General features: G+C 72.3%; 11 protein-coding genes. All 11 read right to left on the bottom strand.

Annotation, left to right across the window (positions count from 1 at the left end):
• Positions 1-62 precede the first annotated feature (62 nt).
• Positions 63-293 carry an acyl carrier protein gene (locus ACIRQY_RS31960; protein ID WP_351792542.1) on the bottom strand — a complete coding sequence of 77 codons (231 nt, stop codon included), beginning with the start codon at positions 291-293 and terminating at the stop codon, positions 63-65.
• A gap of 56 nt (positions 294-349) precedes the next feature.
• Positions 350-1,387, bottom strand: coding sequence for a 4-hydroxy-2-oxovalerate aldolase (gene dmpG, locus ACIRQY_RS31955; protein WP_403931432.1), 1,038 nt, complete (start codon positions 1,385-1,387; stop codon positions 350-352).
• On the bottom strand, positions 1,384-2,277 hold the full coding sequence (locus tag ACIRQY_RS31950; RefSeq protein WP_403931431.1) for an acetaldehyde dehydrogenase (acetylating): 894 nt from the start codon (positions 2,275-2,277) through the stop codon (positions 1,384-1,386). Before ACIRQY_RS31950 ends, dmpG begins: the two co-directional genes overlap by 4 nt.
• A 55-nt stretch (positions 2,278-2,332) precedes the next feature.
• Positions 2,333-3,217, bottom strand: a complete 885-nt coding sequence (locus ACIRQY_RS31945; RefSeq protein WP_403931429.1) for a 2-keto-4-pentenoate hydratase — start codon at positions 3,215-3,217, stop codon at positions 2,333-2,335.
• A 971-nt stretch (positions 3,218-4,188) separates the two neighbouring features.
• Entirely contained in the window at positions 4,189-5,238 is a 1,050-nt protein-coding gene (locus ACIRQY_RS31940; protein ID WP_403931427.1) for a helix-turn-helix domain-containing protein, read from the bottom strand.
• Between the two features lie 63 nt (positions 5,239-5,301).
• Positions 5,302-5,739, bottom strand: coding sequence for a hydroxyisourate hydrolase (gene uraH / locus ACIRQY_RS31935; protein ID WP_351792528.1), 438 nt, complete (start codon positions 5,737-5,739; stop codon positions 5,302-5,304).
• Between the two features lie 670 nt (positions 5,740-6,409).
• Complete coding sequence (locus ACIRQY_RS31930; protein WP_351792525.1) at positions 6,410-6,739, bottom strand: hydroxyisourate hydrolase; 330 nt, start codon at positions 6,737-6,739, stop codon at positions 6,410-6,412.
• Positions 6,740-7,014: 275 nt separating this feature from the next.
• Positions 7,015-10,065 (bottom strand): AfsR/SARP family transcriptional regulator, encoded by a 3,051-nt coding sequence (locus ACIRQY_RS31925; RefSeq protein WP_403931426.1) that lies wholly within the window; start codon positions 10,063-10,065, stop codon positions 7,015-7,017.
• Positions 10,066-10,327: 262 nt separating this feature from the next.
• The gene (locus ACIRQY_RS31920; protein ID WP_403931425.1) at positions 10,328-13,093 is read right to left on the bottom strand and encodes an AAA family ATPase; all 2,766 of its coding nucleotides are present in this window, start codon (positions 13,091-13,093) and stop codon (positions 10,328-10,330) included.
• 399 nt (positions 13,094-13,492) lie between these two features.
• The gene (locus tag ACIRQY_RS31915) at positions 13,493-13,708 is read right to left on the bottom strand and encodes an MbtH family protein (protein WP_351792516.1); all 216 of its coding nucleotides are present in this window, start codon (positions 13,706-13,708) and stop codon (positions 13,493-13,495) included.
• Positions 13,709-13,817: 109 nt separating this feature from the next.
• Positions 13,818-15,101 carry an L-lysine 6-transaminase gene (gene lat, locus ACIRQY_RS31910; RefSeq protein WP_403931423.1) on the bottom strand — a complete coding sequence of 428 codons (1,284 nt, stop codon included), beginning with the start codon at positions 15,099-15,101 and terminating at the stop codon, positions 13,818-13,820.

Here is a 15,101-nt window from a genome sequence, read left to right as displayed (position 1 = left end):
CCCGGTGGAGGGGGCACCGCCTCGCCCGGTCGTGCGGGCGGTGCCCGGGTCGGCGGTGGGGCTCAGTCACCCGGCCGCCGGTCCGCCATCAGACGGGCCACGTCGGCGAGGGTGTCGGCGTCGAGGAGTTCGTAGTCGTGGACCTCGATGCCGAGCCGCTCGTTCAGTGCGGTGGACAGTTCCAGCACCGCCAGGGAGTCGAGGCCCACCTCCTCACGGGTGGCGGTGGGCGCGAGGTCCTCCTCACGTACGTGCAGTTCGCTGACCAGGATGTCCTTGAGTACGTCGTACACGGCCGGCTCCTCCCTCGCTGTCTTCGTCACGGCCGGGAGCCACGGGCTCGCGGCTCTCACGCACCTCGGGCCGCCTTGAGGGCGAGGGCCACCTCGACGATGAGGTCCTCCTGCCCCGCCACGGCCTGTCTCCTGCCCAGCTCGAAGAAGACGTCGCGCGGATCGACGTCCTCACGGCGCGAGATGTCCAGGACCCGGGTCTTGAACCCGGAGAACACTCCGGCCAGGCCGCTGACGACGCTCACCGAGTCGATGGTGGGCGGCGCCGGCATGAGCTCGCGCTCGGCGATGTCGGCCGCGTCCAGGAGTCCGTACAGGTCGATCCCGGTCGGGAAGCCCATCCGTTCCAGTACGGGCACCAGCACTTCCAGCTGGGTGTTCCCCGCGCCCGCGCCGAAGCCCCGGGCGCAGGCGTCCAGGATGCCCGCGCCCGCCTCCACGGCGGCGATCGAGTTGGCGACCGCCATGCCGAGGTTGTTGTGGGCGTGGAACATCACCGGGACGTCGACGGCCTCGCGCATGGCGCGGACGCGTTCGGTGACGTCGGCCGGGAGGTAGTGGCCGGAGGAGTCCATGATGCCCACCGCGGTCGCGCCGAACTCCACGAGCCGGGCGCATTCGCGTCCCAGCCGTTCGGGGCTCGCCATGTGGCTCATCAGAAGGACGGCCTGGGCCTCGGCCCCTTGCTCGCGGAGGAAGCCGAGGTGCCGTTCGGCGAGGTCGCCCTCGGTGCAGTGGGTGCCGATCCGCACCACGTCCACCTCGTGGGCGAGGGCCCGTTCCAGGTCGGCGGTGGTGCCCCAGCCCGGCAGCATGAAGACGGCCATCCTGCTGTCCGTGAGCGCCTCCCGCACGATCGACAGCATCTCGTCGTCGCCGGTCCTGGCCTGCCCGACCTGGAGGGAGGAGGCTCCCAGGCCGTTGCCGTGGCCCACCTCGACCACGGGGACGCCCGCGGTGTTCGCCGCCCGCGCGTAGGCGCGCAGTTGTGCCCCGTCCAGTTGGTGGCGGACGGCGTGGTGGCCGTCGCGCAGGGACGCGTCGTGGATGAGGACCGGTTTCCCGGTGCCGCCGGGAGGGGGTGCCGCGCTCATGACGTCTCCGTACCGATGCGCGCCGGGCCGGCCGCCGCGCACCGTTCGGCGACGTGGACCGCGGCGGAGTTGATGATGTCGAGGTTGCCCGCGTACCGGGGGATGCGTCCGCCGGAGGACGTGACCTCGGCGGCGACGAACACCTTGCCCTCCTCCACGACGCACGCGGTGATCCGGTAGCCGCCGACGAAGGAGCGGACCTGCTCGGCCGCGGTGGTCACGGCCGCTTCCACGGACGCCGCGCCGAAGCCCTCCCCCAGCATCGACATGGCGACCCGGAAGGTCGCCGGGGGCTTGGCCGGGCTGATGTTGAGGATCGCCTTGACGTCCTTGACGCCGGTGAAGTCGCGTACCGCGTCCTGCGTGGTCTCGATGTACTCGTCGAGGTTGAGCCGGGTGGAGCGTCCGACGCTCGGGCTGGCGGCCGTGGTGACGACCTCGACGTAGTCGACCCGGTGCGTCTGGGTGATCGCGTGCAGGATCGGTATCGACGCCTGGCCGCCGCAGCTGATCATGTTGATGTCGTCGCAGCCGAGGACCTCCGCCGCGTTCACGCTCGGGATGACCATCCGCCCCACCTTGCTCGGGGTCAGGTCCACGAGCTTGGTGCCCGACAGGCCCAGGCGTTCCGCGTGTTCGGCGTGGGCCAGGGCGTTGGTCGCGTCGAACACGATGGCGAACGGCTCGGGGGCGTCCAGGAGGGAGTCGATCCCCCGTGTCCCGATGGGAAGGCCGAGTTCGGCCGCCTGCCGCAGGCCGGGCGTCTTCTCGTCGCGTCCCACGACCAGACCGCAGTCGAGGAACTCCGAACGCATGATCTTCTCGGCCAGATCGACTCCGATGAGGCCGGCGCCGAGGACGGCCACGGGCAGGCGCCCGTTTCGCTTCATGGCTGCATCGCCCTTCCCTGTCTAGAGATTCACCTTGGGGCGCGAGAGTGGTGGTCTACGAATCGCTGTTGTCGGCGCTGTTGACGATGCCGCTGGTACCACCGGTGCCCCCGGTACTGCCGGTGTCACCGATGCCGTTGATGCCGTCGATGCCGCCCATGTGGAGGGTGACGGTGCCCAGTCGGTCGAACTCCGCCACGAAGCTGTCGCCGGGACGCATCGGGACCGCGGCGTGGAGGGCGCCGGTCATGATCAGCTGGCCCGCTTCGAGCGTCACGCCGTGCTCGCCCAGGACGTTCGCCAGCCAGGCGACCACCGCGGCCGGGTCTCCCAGGGCGGCGGCTCCGGCTCCGGTCGCCACGAGGTCGCCGTTGCGGGAGAACGCCATGCCGATGAGCCGGACGTCGCAGTCGTCGGGCAGCGCGACGGGCGGGCCGAGCACCACCGCGCCGTTGGACGCGAGGTCGGCGACGGTGTCGGCGAGCCGGATGCGCCAGTCCTCGATCCGCGAGTCGACGATCTCCAGGCCCGCCATGACCTCGGCGATCGCCTCGCGGGCCTCGGTCACGGTGACGCCGGGCCCTTTCAGGGGCGCGCCGAGCCGGAAGACGATCTCCGCCTCGACCTTGGGCGCGATGAACGCGTCGCCCGGGGTGGTGGCCCCGTTCCCGTACACGGTCGAGCCGAGCACCGGTCCGTAGTCCGGGGTGCTGACGCCGAACAGCTCCTGCATCGGGACAGAGGTGAGTCCCGCCTTGTAGCCCACGACGGTGTCGCCGGCCGCTGTCAGCATCGCGACCAGCTCGTGCTGGACGGCGTAGCCGTCGTGCACGTCCAGCGTCGGACGCCCGTCGGTGAAGGGAGGGATCGGGCGGCCCGTCGCACGTGCTTCGAAGAGTGCCTTGGCCATGACTCTGGCGTCGTCCACCGAGATGTTCACTCTGCTCCTGTCAGAACGCGTCGCACCTGCCACGGGCCCACCGGTCGTCCGTGCGCGGACCGTCCCGTACTCGACGCTCCGGCGTCACCCATGGCACCGGCCGGCCTCTGACGGACTGCCACCGGCACCCGGGAACACGGGGTCCATGACGTGCGGACCGGATCACTCGGATCAGCGGAACGGATCCGGGCGAGGGGAGCACGGCCGCGAAGCCCGGGGCTCGGAGCCCGCCCCCTCGTTTCGCGTCTCACGGTAACCACGAAGGCGGCGGCGCAGAAGGTTTCATCAATGCTTATGAGTCCGGCAATTGAGCATATTCGCCGTTCCGTCTCCCCCGTAAAGGGAGTCAACTGGACGTAATTCTCCCGTCAAACGTGAGCTACGTCACCGAGGAATTCCCATATGCGCCATCCGCCCATGGAAATGCGCCAGGGCGCGTCGAGAGGAGGCACGGGCACGGAATGCGTGCGGAAAAAGGTCCTGAGCGGGGCGACCAGGTTCGCGGGCAGGCTCGCGGCCGGCTGGCTGGCTGGCTGGCTGGCTGGCTGGCTGGCTGGCTGGCTGGCTGGCTGGCTGGCTGGCTGGCGCACGAACCGGTCGAAGGCGCGGGAGGGCGCGGGCCCGTGCCGGGTCGTCGCGCGGCACGGATGATCACAGCCACGGCTCCGGGGCGCGCTCCCGTACGGCGGACACGAGTCCGCCGCCGGTCGTTGCGAGAGACCGGCGGCGGCGACGGGCGGGTCGCGGTCGTGGCGGACGACCGAGCGGGCGGGCGGCGGTCCTGCGTGGCGGCGCACGCGGGCGGTGGGCTCCATCGGGGCACACGGGCGCGCGCTACGGCGGTGGGTCCGGCGAAGGGTCCGACAGCGATCAAACAGTGGTCGGACGACGGCCCGGCGGCGAGTCCGGCCCCGGGCCGCCGCAGGGGGCGCGGTCGGCGTCCCCGGGGTGGCGGACCGGCGGTGGACGCCTCAGCGGACCACGCGCCAGGGGCCGTTCACCGGGTCCGTCCGCTGCATTCCGGCGGCCAGCCGCTCCCACTCCCGGGCGTAATGGCTCATCACCTCGGTGAGCGCGTGGGCGCAGTGCGGGGGGACGGCCGCCAGCAGCTGTTCGCCCGCCGCGAGGCCCTGGGCCTGCCCGTTGAGCCAGCGCAGCAGGGCGCGGCCGCTGTCCGTGAAGCGGATCGAGGGGTCGTTGGACAGCACGTCCATGGCCCGTACGCGCATCCGCGCGGCCCCCCGCGAGGCGGGGTCCACCGGGACCGGGACGGCGGTCAGGCCGGAGCGGCACGGGGGTGCCGCGACCACGAGCGAGGTGAGGTACGGGGGGTCCTCGCGGACGGTCACGGAGGCGGGTGTCCGCGCGTCGGGGTCGGGGCCGTCCGTGCAGGACCGCAGTTCCTGGCGCAGGCGGTGGGCGGTGCTGACCGAGACCCCGGCCTCCTGGGCGACCTCGCGCAGGGTCGCGCGGGGCCGCTCCGCGAGCAGGGAGCGTGCTTTCCTCCGCCGTTCCGGCATGTCGGCGGGGCGGGCCCGGCCGTCCCGGCCCACCCGGGAGACCTCGGCGTTCGACTGAGGAGATTCCTCAGTCGAACGCTTCCCCCGTACGACCCCTACCGTCTTCGGCGACACCCCTGTGACGGCGGCGATGGCCCGGTCCGACCAGTGGGGGTGGGTGAGGAGGATGCGCAGGACGGCCGCCTTGCGGTCCCCCGGTGTCAGGGGGAGGCCATGGCCGGTGTTGGCCCGCACCGACTGGATGAAGAGATCGGCCGACGCGCCGTCGACGTGGCGGACCGCGATGCGGTGTTCCCCGCGCAGGACGGCGGCCCGGAGCCGGTGCATGCCGTCGACCACGCGCCCGGTGTCCCGGTGCACGAGGATCGGCTCGAACTCGCTCCCGCTCTCCGCCAGTGCCCGCGCATGGCCCTCGTCCAGCCCCAGGAGACGCGGGGAGTCCGCGGGCAGCAGGGAGGCGACCGGCACGGTGAGGATCGTCGATGGCGATGCGTCGGACAACTTTTCCACCCCTTCTGCTTGCGGTCCCCGCACCGTCTCCGCCGGCGGACCGCGCCACCCGTGTCACGGCCGCGCGGGATCGCCGCTCGGGCCGCGGGGGACGGGGGAGTTCGGCACGCGGGCGCCGTCCGCCCGCTCTCGGGCCGTCCCCGCGGTCACCGCTCCGGGGACGTTGCCCCGGTAGGTGGTGTACGAGAACGGGCTCAGGAGCAACGGAATGTGCAGGTGGTTCGGATCACCCTGATGGTGGAGCGAGACGATGACCTCCGCGTACAGGCTGTCGACGGCCCGCTCGGCGAAGTACTCGCCGGTCTCGAAGACGAGCCGGTAGTGGCCGTGGGGCAGGGCCTCGCCGCTCAGCGAGCCGACCCGCCCCGCGTTGTCGGTCCGTGCCCGGGTCAGCGCGGGCCACGTGCCGTGCTCCCGGGCGTGCAGGGTGACGGCCAGGTCCGCGACCGGACAGCCGTTGGTGGAGTCGATGACCCGGACCGAGATGCTCATCCGGCGTCACCTCCCGGTCGGCACGTCCCGTTCACCGTCCGCTCCCCGTCAGTCGTCGACACCGCGTCGCGTTCCGCGTCACACATGAGTGAAGGCACTCGGGCGACGCTCAGCCCCAGATGGTGTCGGAGGGGGTACAGATGCCCGCGAATCCGGCCAGCGCGTACAGCAGAGCCAACATAGCGATCTCCCATGCGGAAACTCGTGACCCGGAGGTCCGGGTGGACGACTCCAGTTCTAGTGAGTTCCCTTTTCGTCCCCCTACCAGAACGCTAACTCCTCGCTAAGCGCCCGGTCCGGGAGGGCGACCGCCCCTGTGGCACGTCCTCGGCGCCGTAGGGCGGGGAGCCGTCCTGGTGACCCGCGTGTCCGGCGAGGTGCACGGGGGAAGGGATCGCCTTCGCCCGCCGCCGCCCCGTCGGCATCGGCGCGGGCTCGGTCCGCGCCTCCGACGACATCGCCGGACCTCGGGGGCCGGGCGACCGCGGGGCCTGGCCACCGCGGGAAGATGACCGGGGTGGGGCCATCCGTCGTCGTGCTTCTTCTCGTACGTCTTGTCGTATTCTCGTACGTCTTGTCGTACGTCTTGTCGTACGTCTTGCCGTGTGTCGTTCGCGCTTCTTGTCGTACGTCGTTCGGGCGTCCGCCGCGCGTCACCCGGGTGCCACGGCTACTGGCCGACGGCGCACACCGCGTACCCGTGGGGCGCGATCACGATGGGAATCTCCTGGTCCGCCTCCCATTCGGCGAACGCGACCGCGATGTGGCTGTAGAACGGCCGCATCCCGAGCGTCGTGAAGTACCGGTCGGTCTCCAGGACCAGCCGGAACGGACCGGTGGCGTCCTCCGGCAGGGACGGACGGTCGAGCCGCCCGTCCCTGCCGGTGAGCCCGTGCCACACGGTCTGCCACTCGTCCAGTCGGGGCCTTTCGATACGGATCAGCAGCCCGTCGACGGGCCGCCCATTGGTTCCATCAGAGACACACACTCCGAGTTTCACGTGACACCGGCCTCATCGATCGCATCCCTGGGGGGACGGGACACCGGATGCGTCCCGTCTGTGAGCATCAGCCCCGCCGCCATCACGACCGGGCCTTCCTTCTCTCTCACCGCCCGTCGTACGCCGGGCGGGAGCCTGCCGCCGAGGCGGGCATCCTGCCACGCGGCCGGAGCGGACACGGACGTCCCGCACCCGGCTGGCCGGTTCCGGTACCGGACCGCCGGACGCCGGGACGGCGCGAACACGGTCCGCCGCCGGTCGCTCCGGGCCCGGCGTCAGCCCGAGCCCGCCCGCGCGTAGGCGGCGGCCGCGGCCGCGTCGTCGGCGGCCTCGCACACCTCGCTCATGAGGCGCGCGGACCGTTTCTGCCAGCTGGCGGCCTGCATCCGCCCGAAGATGTCCAGTGCCGCGCCGATGTGCTCCTTGGCCCGCTCGTAGTGGCCCCGGTCCGCGGCCACCTCGCCGAGCGAGAGCTGGATCCTGCCGATGGCGAGGTACTCACGGGCCCGGGAGGCGATCCCGATGGCCTGTTCCAGCATCTCGTAGGCCGCGCCGTGGCTCCCCTGGCGGGACCGGACAATGGCCAGACCCCGCAGGGCGTAGCACTCGCCGACCGGGTCGCCGACCGAGCGGACGGTCTCCAGCGCCTGGCTGAACACGTACTCGGCCTCGGTCACCTCCTCGATCTGCAGATGCGCCTCGCCCAGGCGGCACAGGATCTGCGCGCGCACCCGCCGGTTGCCCGAGCGCTCCACCGCGGCCAGGCCCGCCGCCATCGTCCGTTTGCCCTCCGCGATCAGGCCGCGGTCCAGATGGATCTGTGCCATGTTGCTCAGGACGTGCGCCTGCGCGGTCGAGTCGTTGACGTCGGCCAGCATGCGCAGCGCCTGCTCGTAGCCCGCCATCGCCTCGTCCAGACGGCCCTGGATGCGGTCGACGAACGCGAGGTTGCGCAGCGCGAGCGCCTCGCCGTGCACGTCCCCGACCTGGCGGAACAGTTCGCGGGCGGGCCCCAGCCTGCCGCGTGCCTCATCCAGCCGGTACTCGAACATGTGCAGGGCGCCCAGCGAGTACAGCATCGCCGCCTGCCCCCGGCGGTTGTCGTTGCGCCGGGTGACGTCGAGCGCGATCTCGTGCGTGGTGCGCCAGTCGTCGAAGTAGCCGTACATCTCGAAGAGCGTGACCGAGGTCAGCGCCAAGTCCCAGCACAGTTCGTCGAGACCGGCACCGGCGGCCTGTCTGACGGCCGTGATCAGACTGGCCCGCTCGTCCTCGAACCATCTGAGCGGATCGGCCAGTTCACGGTCCACGACGGACTGCTCCAGGGCCAGGCGCGGCGCTTCTCCGTGGATCAGCGTGTGGTCGCCGCCGTACGCGCGTCGGTGCGCCTCCTCGACCAGGAGCAGCCAGGTGCTCAGCACCCGGCCGAGGACGACGGACCGTTCGGCGGTGCTCTCGTGCTCGGCCAGGCATTCCTGGGAGTAGACCCGGACCAGGTCGTGCAGCCGGTAGCGGGGGCGGCGGCCCTTCACCACGTCGACGTCGACGAGCTGGGCGTCCACGAGGAACTCCAGGACGTCCTCGGCCTCCGTCACGGCGACGTCGAGCAGGGGCGCCGCGACCCAGCTGGCGAACTCCGCCGCCTCCAGCATGGACAGCCGCCGGAAGAGGCGCCGCGCGTCGGGCGGCAGCCCCTCGTAGACCATGGCCAGACCGGCCCGGACGCCGACCCCGCCATGGGTGAGTTCGTCCAGGCGCTGGCGTTCGTCCCGGAGCCGGGCCACCAGCTTGCTGAGGGGCCAGTGGGGCCGGGTGACGAGCCGCGCCGCCACGATCCGCAGGGCGAGCGCGAGGTTGCCGCAGAGCTCTATCAGCTGCAGGGCGCTGGGCAGTTCGCCGTGGACCCGTTCGGGCCCGAGGATGCGGCTGAGCAGTTGCAGGGCCTGCTCGGTGGAGAACACGTCGGTCTGGACGCAGCTCGCGCCCTCCAGACCGGCCAGCCGGGACCGGCTCGTGATCAGGACCGGGCAGTTGGACGAGCCCGGCAGCAGCCAGCGCACCTGTTCCTCGTCGATCGCGTCGTCGAGGACGATGAGCATCCGCCGGTCGGCGACCAGGTTCCGGAACAGCTCGGCCCGTTCCTCGATGGTGGACGGCATACCCGATCCCGTGATGCCCAGGCTGCGCAGGAAGCGCTCCAGGATGCGGGTCGGCAGGATCGGCTGGGCGGAGGGGCCGCGCAGCTTGGCGAACATCTGGCCGTCGGGGAATCGTTTCGCCAGGGAGTGTCCGAAGTGCACCGCGAGGGTGGTCTTGCCGACGCCTCCCCGGCCGGTGATCGAGACGATCCGCAGGGCGTACGAGGTCTCCGTATCCTCCTCCAGCGCCTCTTCGAGCCGGGCGAGCAGGTCGTCGCGTCCGCTGAAGTCGGCGATGGCGCCGGGCAGCAGGCGGGGCACCGCGGGCGCGTCGACGACCGTGGCGGGCGCCGCCGGGGCCGCCGGGGTCACCTGCGCCGCCGGTGCCGTGGGGGTCGGCGGCAGCGTCCGCGTGGACGGCACGTCGGCCGGTGGCGCGCCGTCCAGGCGGCCGGACAGGATCGACTCCTGGAGGCGGCGGAGCTCCTCCCCCGGCTCGATGCCGAGTTCGTCGATCAGTTCGCGCCGGCCCCGCCGGTAGACCTCCAGCGCCTCGGCCTGGCGCCCGGACCGGGACAGCGCCACCATGAGCTGGGCGCGCAGGTGTTCGCGCAGCGGGTTCTGCATGACCAGGTCGATCAGTCGGGCGACGAGCTGCTGGTGCAGGCCGAGGGCGAGGCGCGCGTCCACCCACTGCTCCACGACGGCGAGCCGTTGTTCGTCGAGGCGCGCGGCCGGGGCCTGGAGCACCGTACTGGTGATGCCGCCGCCGAAGCACGACGAGCCTCGCCAGAGCCCCAGCGCGGTCTCGAAGGCGTCCGCCGCCTCCGCGAAGCGGCCCTCCTCCGCGGCGGTGCGTCCGGCCGCCGCGGCCCGCTCGAAGACATGGAGGTCCAGTTCGTCGTCGCCGACCTCGACGAGGTATCCGGGCGATCTGGTCCTGATGATGTCGGGCAGACCGGCCTTCGCCATGCTGGCGCGGACGATGGAGACGCAGATCTGGATCTGGGCGCGCGCGGTCGGCGGCGGGGAGGCGCCCCAGACCGCGTCGACGAGCCGGCCGACCGGAACGATCCGGTTCGGTTCGAGCAGCAGGACAGCCAGAACGATGCGCTGGCGCTCGGCGGTGATCAGCGCCGGGCCACCGGGGCCGACGACTTCCAGCGGCCCCAGTAATTGAAAGCGCATGACCGTCCTTCACATCCACGCCGTAGTTTCCGCCGGTCAGCTATGCACCAACGTCATATCTACCTAACCCGATCGGCTCTGTCCAGTGAGCGGTGTTTTCCGCGGGGGCCGGGGATTCGACGGCGGGAAGCGGCGCCCCCGATTCAGTACGGGCTTCGAGAAGAACGCCGGGCCATATGGCTTGAATTCAGCTTACGAACACGTCTGGCTATGTGGCCCCTTCGCGGCGGGACGTACGGAAATGCGGGGCGCGCAGGCGCGCTCAGCGACGGCGCGCGTCGGTGAGGTCTCCCGTGACCGGTCCGCCCAGCAGGGACGGCAGGTCCGCGCGGCGGCTGATCCGGAGCTTGCGGTAGGTGCGGGTCAGATGCTGCTCGACCGTGCTGACCGTGACGTGCAGTCCCTCGGCGATCTCCCGGTTGGAGCAGCCCACGGCGGCCATCGCCGCCACCCGGCGCTCGGCCTCGGTGAGGCCGTCGCCTCCGTCGGCGGGTGTCGGCAGTGCGGTGGCGCTCTCCACGGCCAGGCCCCGGACCAGTGCCTCCGCGTGGCAGTCGGCGGCCACGATGACCGCGCGGCGCTCGGCCGCCGCGGCCCGCCGGAACTCCCCCAGGGTCCGGTAGGCGCGGGCCAGGTCGGCGAAGGCGAGGGCGAGTTCGTAGCGGTCTCCGTCGTCGGACTGGAGCAGTTCGGCGGCCTGGCGCAGCAGTGCCGGCCGGTGCGCCGGGGTCCCGGCCCCGGCCAGGACGCGGCTCGCGCTGCCACGGACCCGGTTCGGCATGGCGGGGAACCTGGCGGACTGCTCCTCCAGCATCCGCCGGGCGTCGGCGGGACGGCCCAGTCCCAGGTAGACCTCGGCGACGTCGGTGCGCCAGGGGATGAGTCCCGGCGTGTCCATCCCCCACCGGCCCAGCGTGGCGCCGCACCGGCGCAGGTCCTCCAGGGCCATCTCCAGATAGCCGGTGGCCAGTCCGAACCGTGCCCGCGCGTAGAGGTAGTGCATCCCGTAGCGGGTCTCGGACATCGGCTCGGGGACGCGGTGGTCCAGATAGGTCTGTGCCTCGTCGTAGCGGCCCATCGCGGTGGTGGCCAGGACCAGGGTGCTCAGCGGCGCGCCGACGGTGACGCCCCAGCTGATCGCCGGGAGGAGGGCGAGGGCCTCGCTCGCGTACCGCCGGGCGTCGGTGAGATCGCCCCGGCGCAGGGCGATCTCCGCCCGTACGGCGCCCAGCCTGGCCCTTCTGCTCGGTGTGTGCCGTGTCCGCATCCGGTCCAGGAACAGGTCGCACCAGGCCGACGCGCGTTCGGCCCGCCCGCTGTAGGCGAGGGCGAGGAGGGCGCTCTCGACGGTCTCGGTGGACAGTTCGTCCGGCCGGGTGCCGTGGAGCACCCGCTGGGCCACGCCGACGGCTTCCTGGTGGGGGCCGCCGCCGAGGACGGCGGCCAGCGCGGACACCGCCTGGAGGCGGCGGTCGGCGCTCACCGAGTGGGTGGGGGGACGTCCGGCGGCGGGCCTCGGGCCGAGCGCGGCGAGCAGGGAGGGGTAGGTGTGGCGCAGGCGGCGGCGGGTGATCTGCAGTTCGGTGGCCGTCTCGGGGTCGGTCGCCCGTCCTGTCGCGGCCAGGTGGCGCAGGACCTCCTGTGCCTGTTCGAAGCGGCCGTGCCAGAGCAGCGCGCGGGCCAGGGTGAGCGCGTCGGCGCCGCGCAGGCGGCCCTTGCGCATCGCGTCGACGAGTTCGCCGAGCCTGCCGCTGGACACACCGGGGTTGATGCTCCACTCGGCCCGGATGAGGGCGGCGGTGATACGGGCCCGCCGGAGCGGGTCCGCGCAGATGTGCCGGGCGAGCCGGAGGCAGTCGACCGCGCGGTCGGCCGCGCCGTCGCGCAGGGCGTGCGCGGCGGCGTCCTCCAGGGCGGGCAGGGCCCAGGGCTCCTCCAGGACTCCGGCGTCGGCGGGCGCTCCGGCGCGCAGCAGGTGGTCGGCGACCACCTCGGTACCGGCGCCCCGTTCGTGGGCCAGGACGGCGGCGCGGGTGTGGAGCCGGGCGAGACCGTCCGCGTCGACGGCTCCGGTGACCGCGTCGCGGGCGGCCTCGTGCCGGAATCCGTCCATGGTGAGCAGTCCTCCAGCGATCAGCGCGTGGACCGCCTCGGTGGTCCGGACCGGGCTCAGGTCGACCAGTCCGTCCAGGTTGTCCAGCTCGCCGAGGACCACGTAGCCGCTCAGGGTCCGGACCATGTCCGGGCAGCTGCGGCGCAGGCAGGACAGGACGGCCTCGCGGTAGCGGGGGCCCGCCTCGCCGCCGCCCAGGTGGTCACGGACCAGTGCTTCGACCAGGAGGGGGCTGCCGCCGCTGTAGGCGTGCCAGTCGGCGGAGCGTTCGGCGGCGACGGTCTCTCCGAGGTGCTGGGCCGTCAGCTGCCGGACGCCCGCCGGGGAGAGCTGGGTGACCTCGACGCGGTGGCAGTTGGGCTGTCGCAGCAGGTCGGCCACGAAGCGGAACTCGGTGTCGCAGCCGTGGCCGCTGTGGGTGAACGCCGCGAGGACCCGGGCGCTGTTGAGGCGTCGTGCCAGATAGGCGAGGCAGGTCAGGGAGGCCTGGTCGGCCTGTTCGACGTCGTCGACGGCGATGTACAGGGGGCAGCGTTCGGCCAGTTCCAGCAGGACGGTGGCCAGTCCGCGCACGACGCCGTCGTCCGGTTGCGCGTCGGCGCCCCGGTGCCGGGCGGCGCGTACGCCTTCCTCGATGAGGGCCACGGCACGCGCCCGGTCCGCGGTGTCCAGCGGCGCGTCGTCGACCAGTTGGCGCATCACGCCCAGGGTCAGGTGCCGCTCGTCTTTCGATCCCAGCGCCGCCAGGGGAAGCATTCCCAGGCCCAGGGCGTGATCGGCGAAGGTGTGCACCAGTACGCTCTTGCCCGCCGCCACCGGTCCGGAGACCAGCACGGCGCGTCCGTGTCCGTCCCGCGCCCGTTCGGCCAGTGTGGTCAACAGCGCCATCGGTGCTTCGCGCTCCACCAGTTCCACCGCGAACTCCTCCCATGGGTCGGTGAGAAAGAGGGAATACCGTTCCTCGGCCAGGCAGTAGGTCGCGGTCGGGCCGGGAGGGATCGTCCTCTCGCCGCACGCCGTCAGCACCCGCGGACCGGGTGTTCCGGTCGCCGACGGGACCCATGCTCGCCGCCGGGCTCATCGACCGGCTATCGGCGCGCTATCGACCCGCGCGGCGGCCGGAGTTTCCCGCGTGACGGGACGGGTGCGGGAGAATCCCGTGGAACGGCCGGCGCGGGCCGTGGAATGTTCGCGGCGGGCCGGTTTCCGCCGCGCGGGAATTCCGGGGGCGGGAACGGTCGTCAGGGACAGGGAAACGGCCAGGGACCACGCGCTCTCGCGGCGTGGTCCCTGGCCGTGACGGGCGGGGGCGTGTCAGTCGGCCCGGCGCATCGCCTCGACGAGGCTCTTGGGGCGCATGTCGACCCAGTGTTCGTTCACGTAGTCCAGGCATTCCTGCCGGGTCGTGCTCGGCAGGGCGACGGTCCAGCCCGCCGGGACCTCCGCGAAATCCGGCCACAGGGAATACTGCTCCTCCGCATTGACCAGAACGCGGTATGAGGCATTTTCATCCTCGAACGGATTGCTCATGAGCCAGCGCACTCCTTTATCGGCGTCGAATGGAAGAGCTGCCCGCATTCTGGTCGCGCGGCAAACTCCTGACAACCCCTACATCCCCGTACGCACGGCCCGTGGCCGTTCATCGCGGGCCCATCGCGGTGAGCACCGCGTCCAGCGCGGCGACGCCCTTGTCGAGTGCGTCGAGCCCGATGGTCAGTGCCGGGCGGAACCGCACGGCGCGCGGGCCGCCGGGCAGCAGCAGGACCCGGTGGGAGCGGCGCAGCCGGTCGAGGACCTCGTCGCGCAGGGCCGTGTCGGGGAGGTCGAAGGCCCACATCAGGCCGAGCCCGCGCACGTCGCGGACCAGGGCGGGATGGGCCGCCGCCAGGTCGGCGAGCAGGCGGCCCAGATGGGCGCCCCTGGTCTCGGCCCCGGCCACCAGTCCGTCCCGCTCGATGATCTCCAGGATGCGGGTGGCCCGTACCATGTCGGCGGTATTGCCGCCCCAGGTGGAGCCGAGCCGGTCCGGCACGGCCAGCGCCCCTTCGGGGACCTGGTCCACCCGGCCGCCCGCCATCAGACCGCAGACCTGGGTCTTCTTGCCGAAGGCCACCACGTCGGGGGCGAGTCCGAGCCGCTGGTACGTCCACGGGGCGCCGGACAGGCCGCAGCCGGTCTGCACCTCGTCGAGCACGAAGAGCACGTCGTACCGGTGGCACAGGTCCTGCATGCGCAGCAGGAACTCCGCGCCGAGGTGCCGGTCGCCGCCCGCTCCCTGGACCGGCTCGGCGATGAAGCAGGCGATCCGGTGGCCGCGCTCGGCCAGGTGCCGTCGCGCGACCTCGACCGCCTCCCGTCCGTCGCCGGGTCCGGGTACCGGCACGCGCGGCCAGGCCCATCCCGGGTACCGCGCGGTCACCGTCGGCGAGGTGTTGGTGAGGCTCAGCGTGTAGCCGCTGCGTCCGTGGAAGGCGCCCTCCATGTGGAGGACTTCGAGGGGTGCGGTGGGGTCGGTCCCGGCCCGCTGCGCCCGCCAGTCGAAGGCGACCTTCAGGGCGTTCTCGACGGCCAGGGCGCCGCCGTCGATGAAGAAGAGGTGCGGCAGCGCCGGGTCGCCGAGGACCCGGCGGAACGTCGCCGCGAACCGGGCGTACTGGACGGTGTAGATGTCGGAGTTGGTGACCTTGTGCAGGGCGGCCCGGGTGAGTTCGGCGAGGAACGCCGGGTCGTCGGTCATGCCGGGGTGGTTCATGCCCAGGGGCAGGGAACCGTAGAAGGTGAGGAGGTCCAGGTACTCCTCGCCGCCGCGCGCGTCGATCAGGGTGCTGCCCCGGCTGCGCTCCAGGTCGAGTACGAGGTCCAGGCCGTCCATCAGGACGTGCCGGGACAGTTCTTCCAGGGCGGTGTCCGCCGTGATCTCCAT

The organism is Streptomyces sp. NPDC101490 (genome assembly GCF_044767145.1).
Classification (GTDB): Bacteria; Actinomycetota; Actinomycetes; order Streptomycetales; family Streptomycetaceae; genus Streptomyces.
This window is presented reverse-complemented; position numbering and strand designations above follow the sequence as displayed.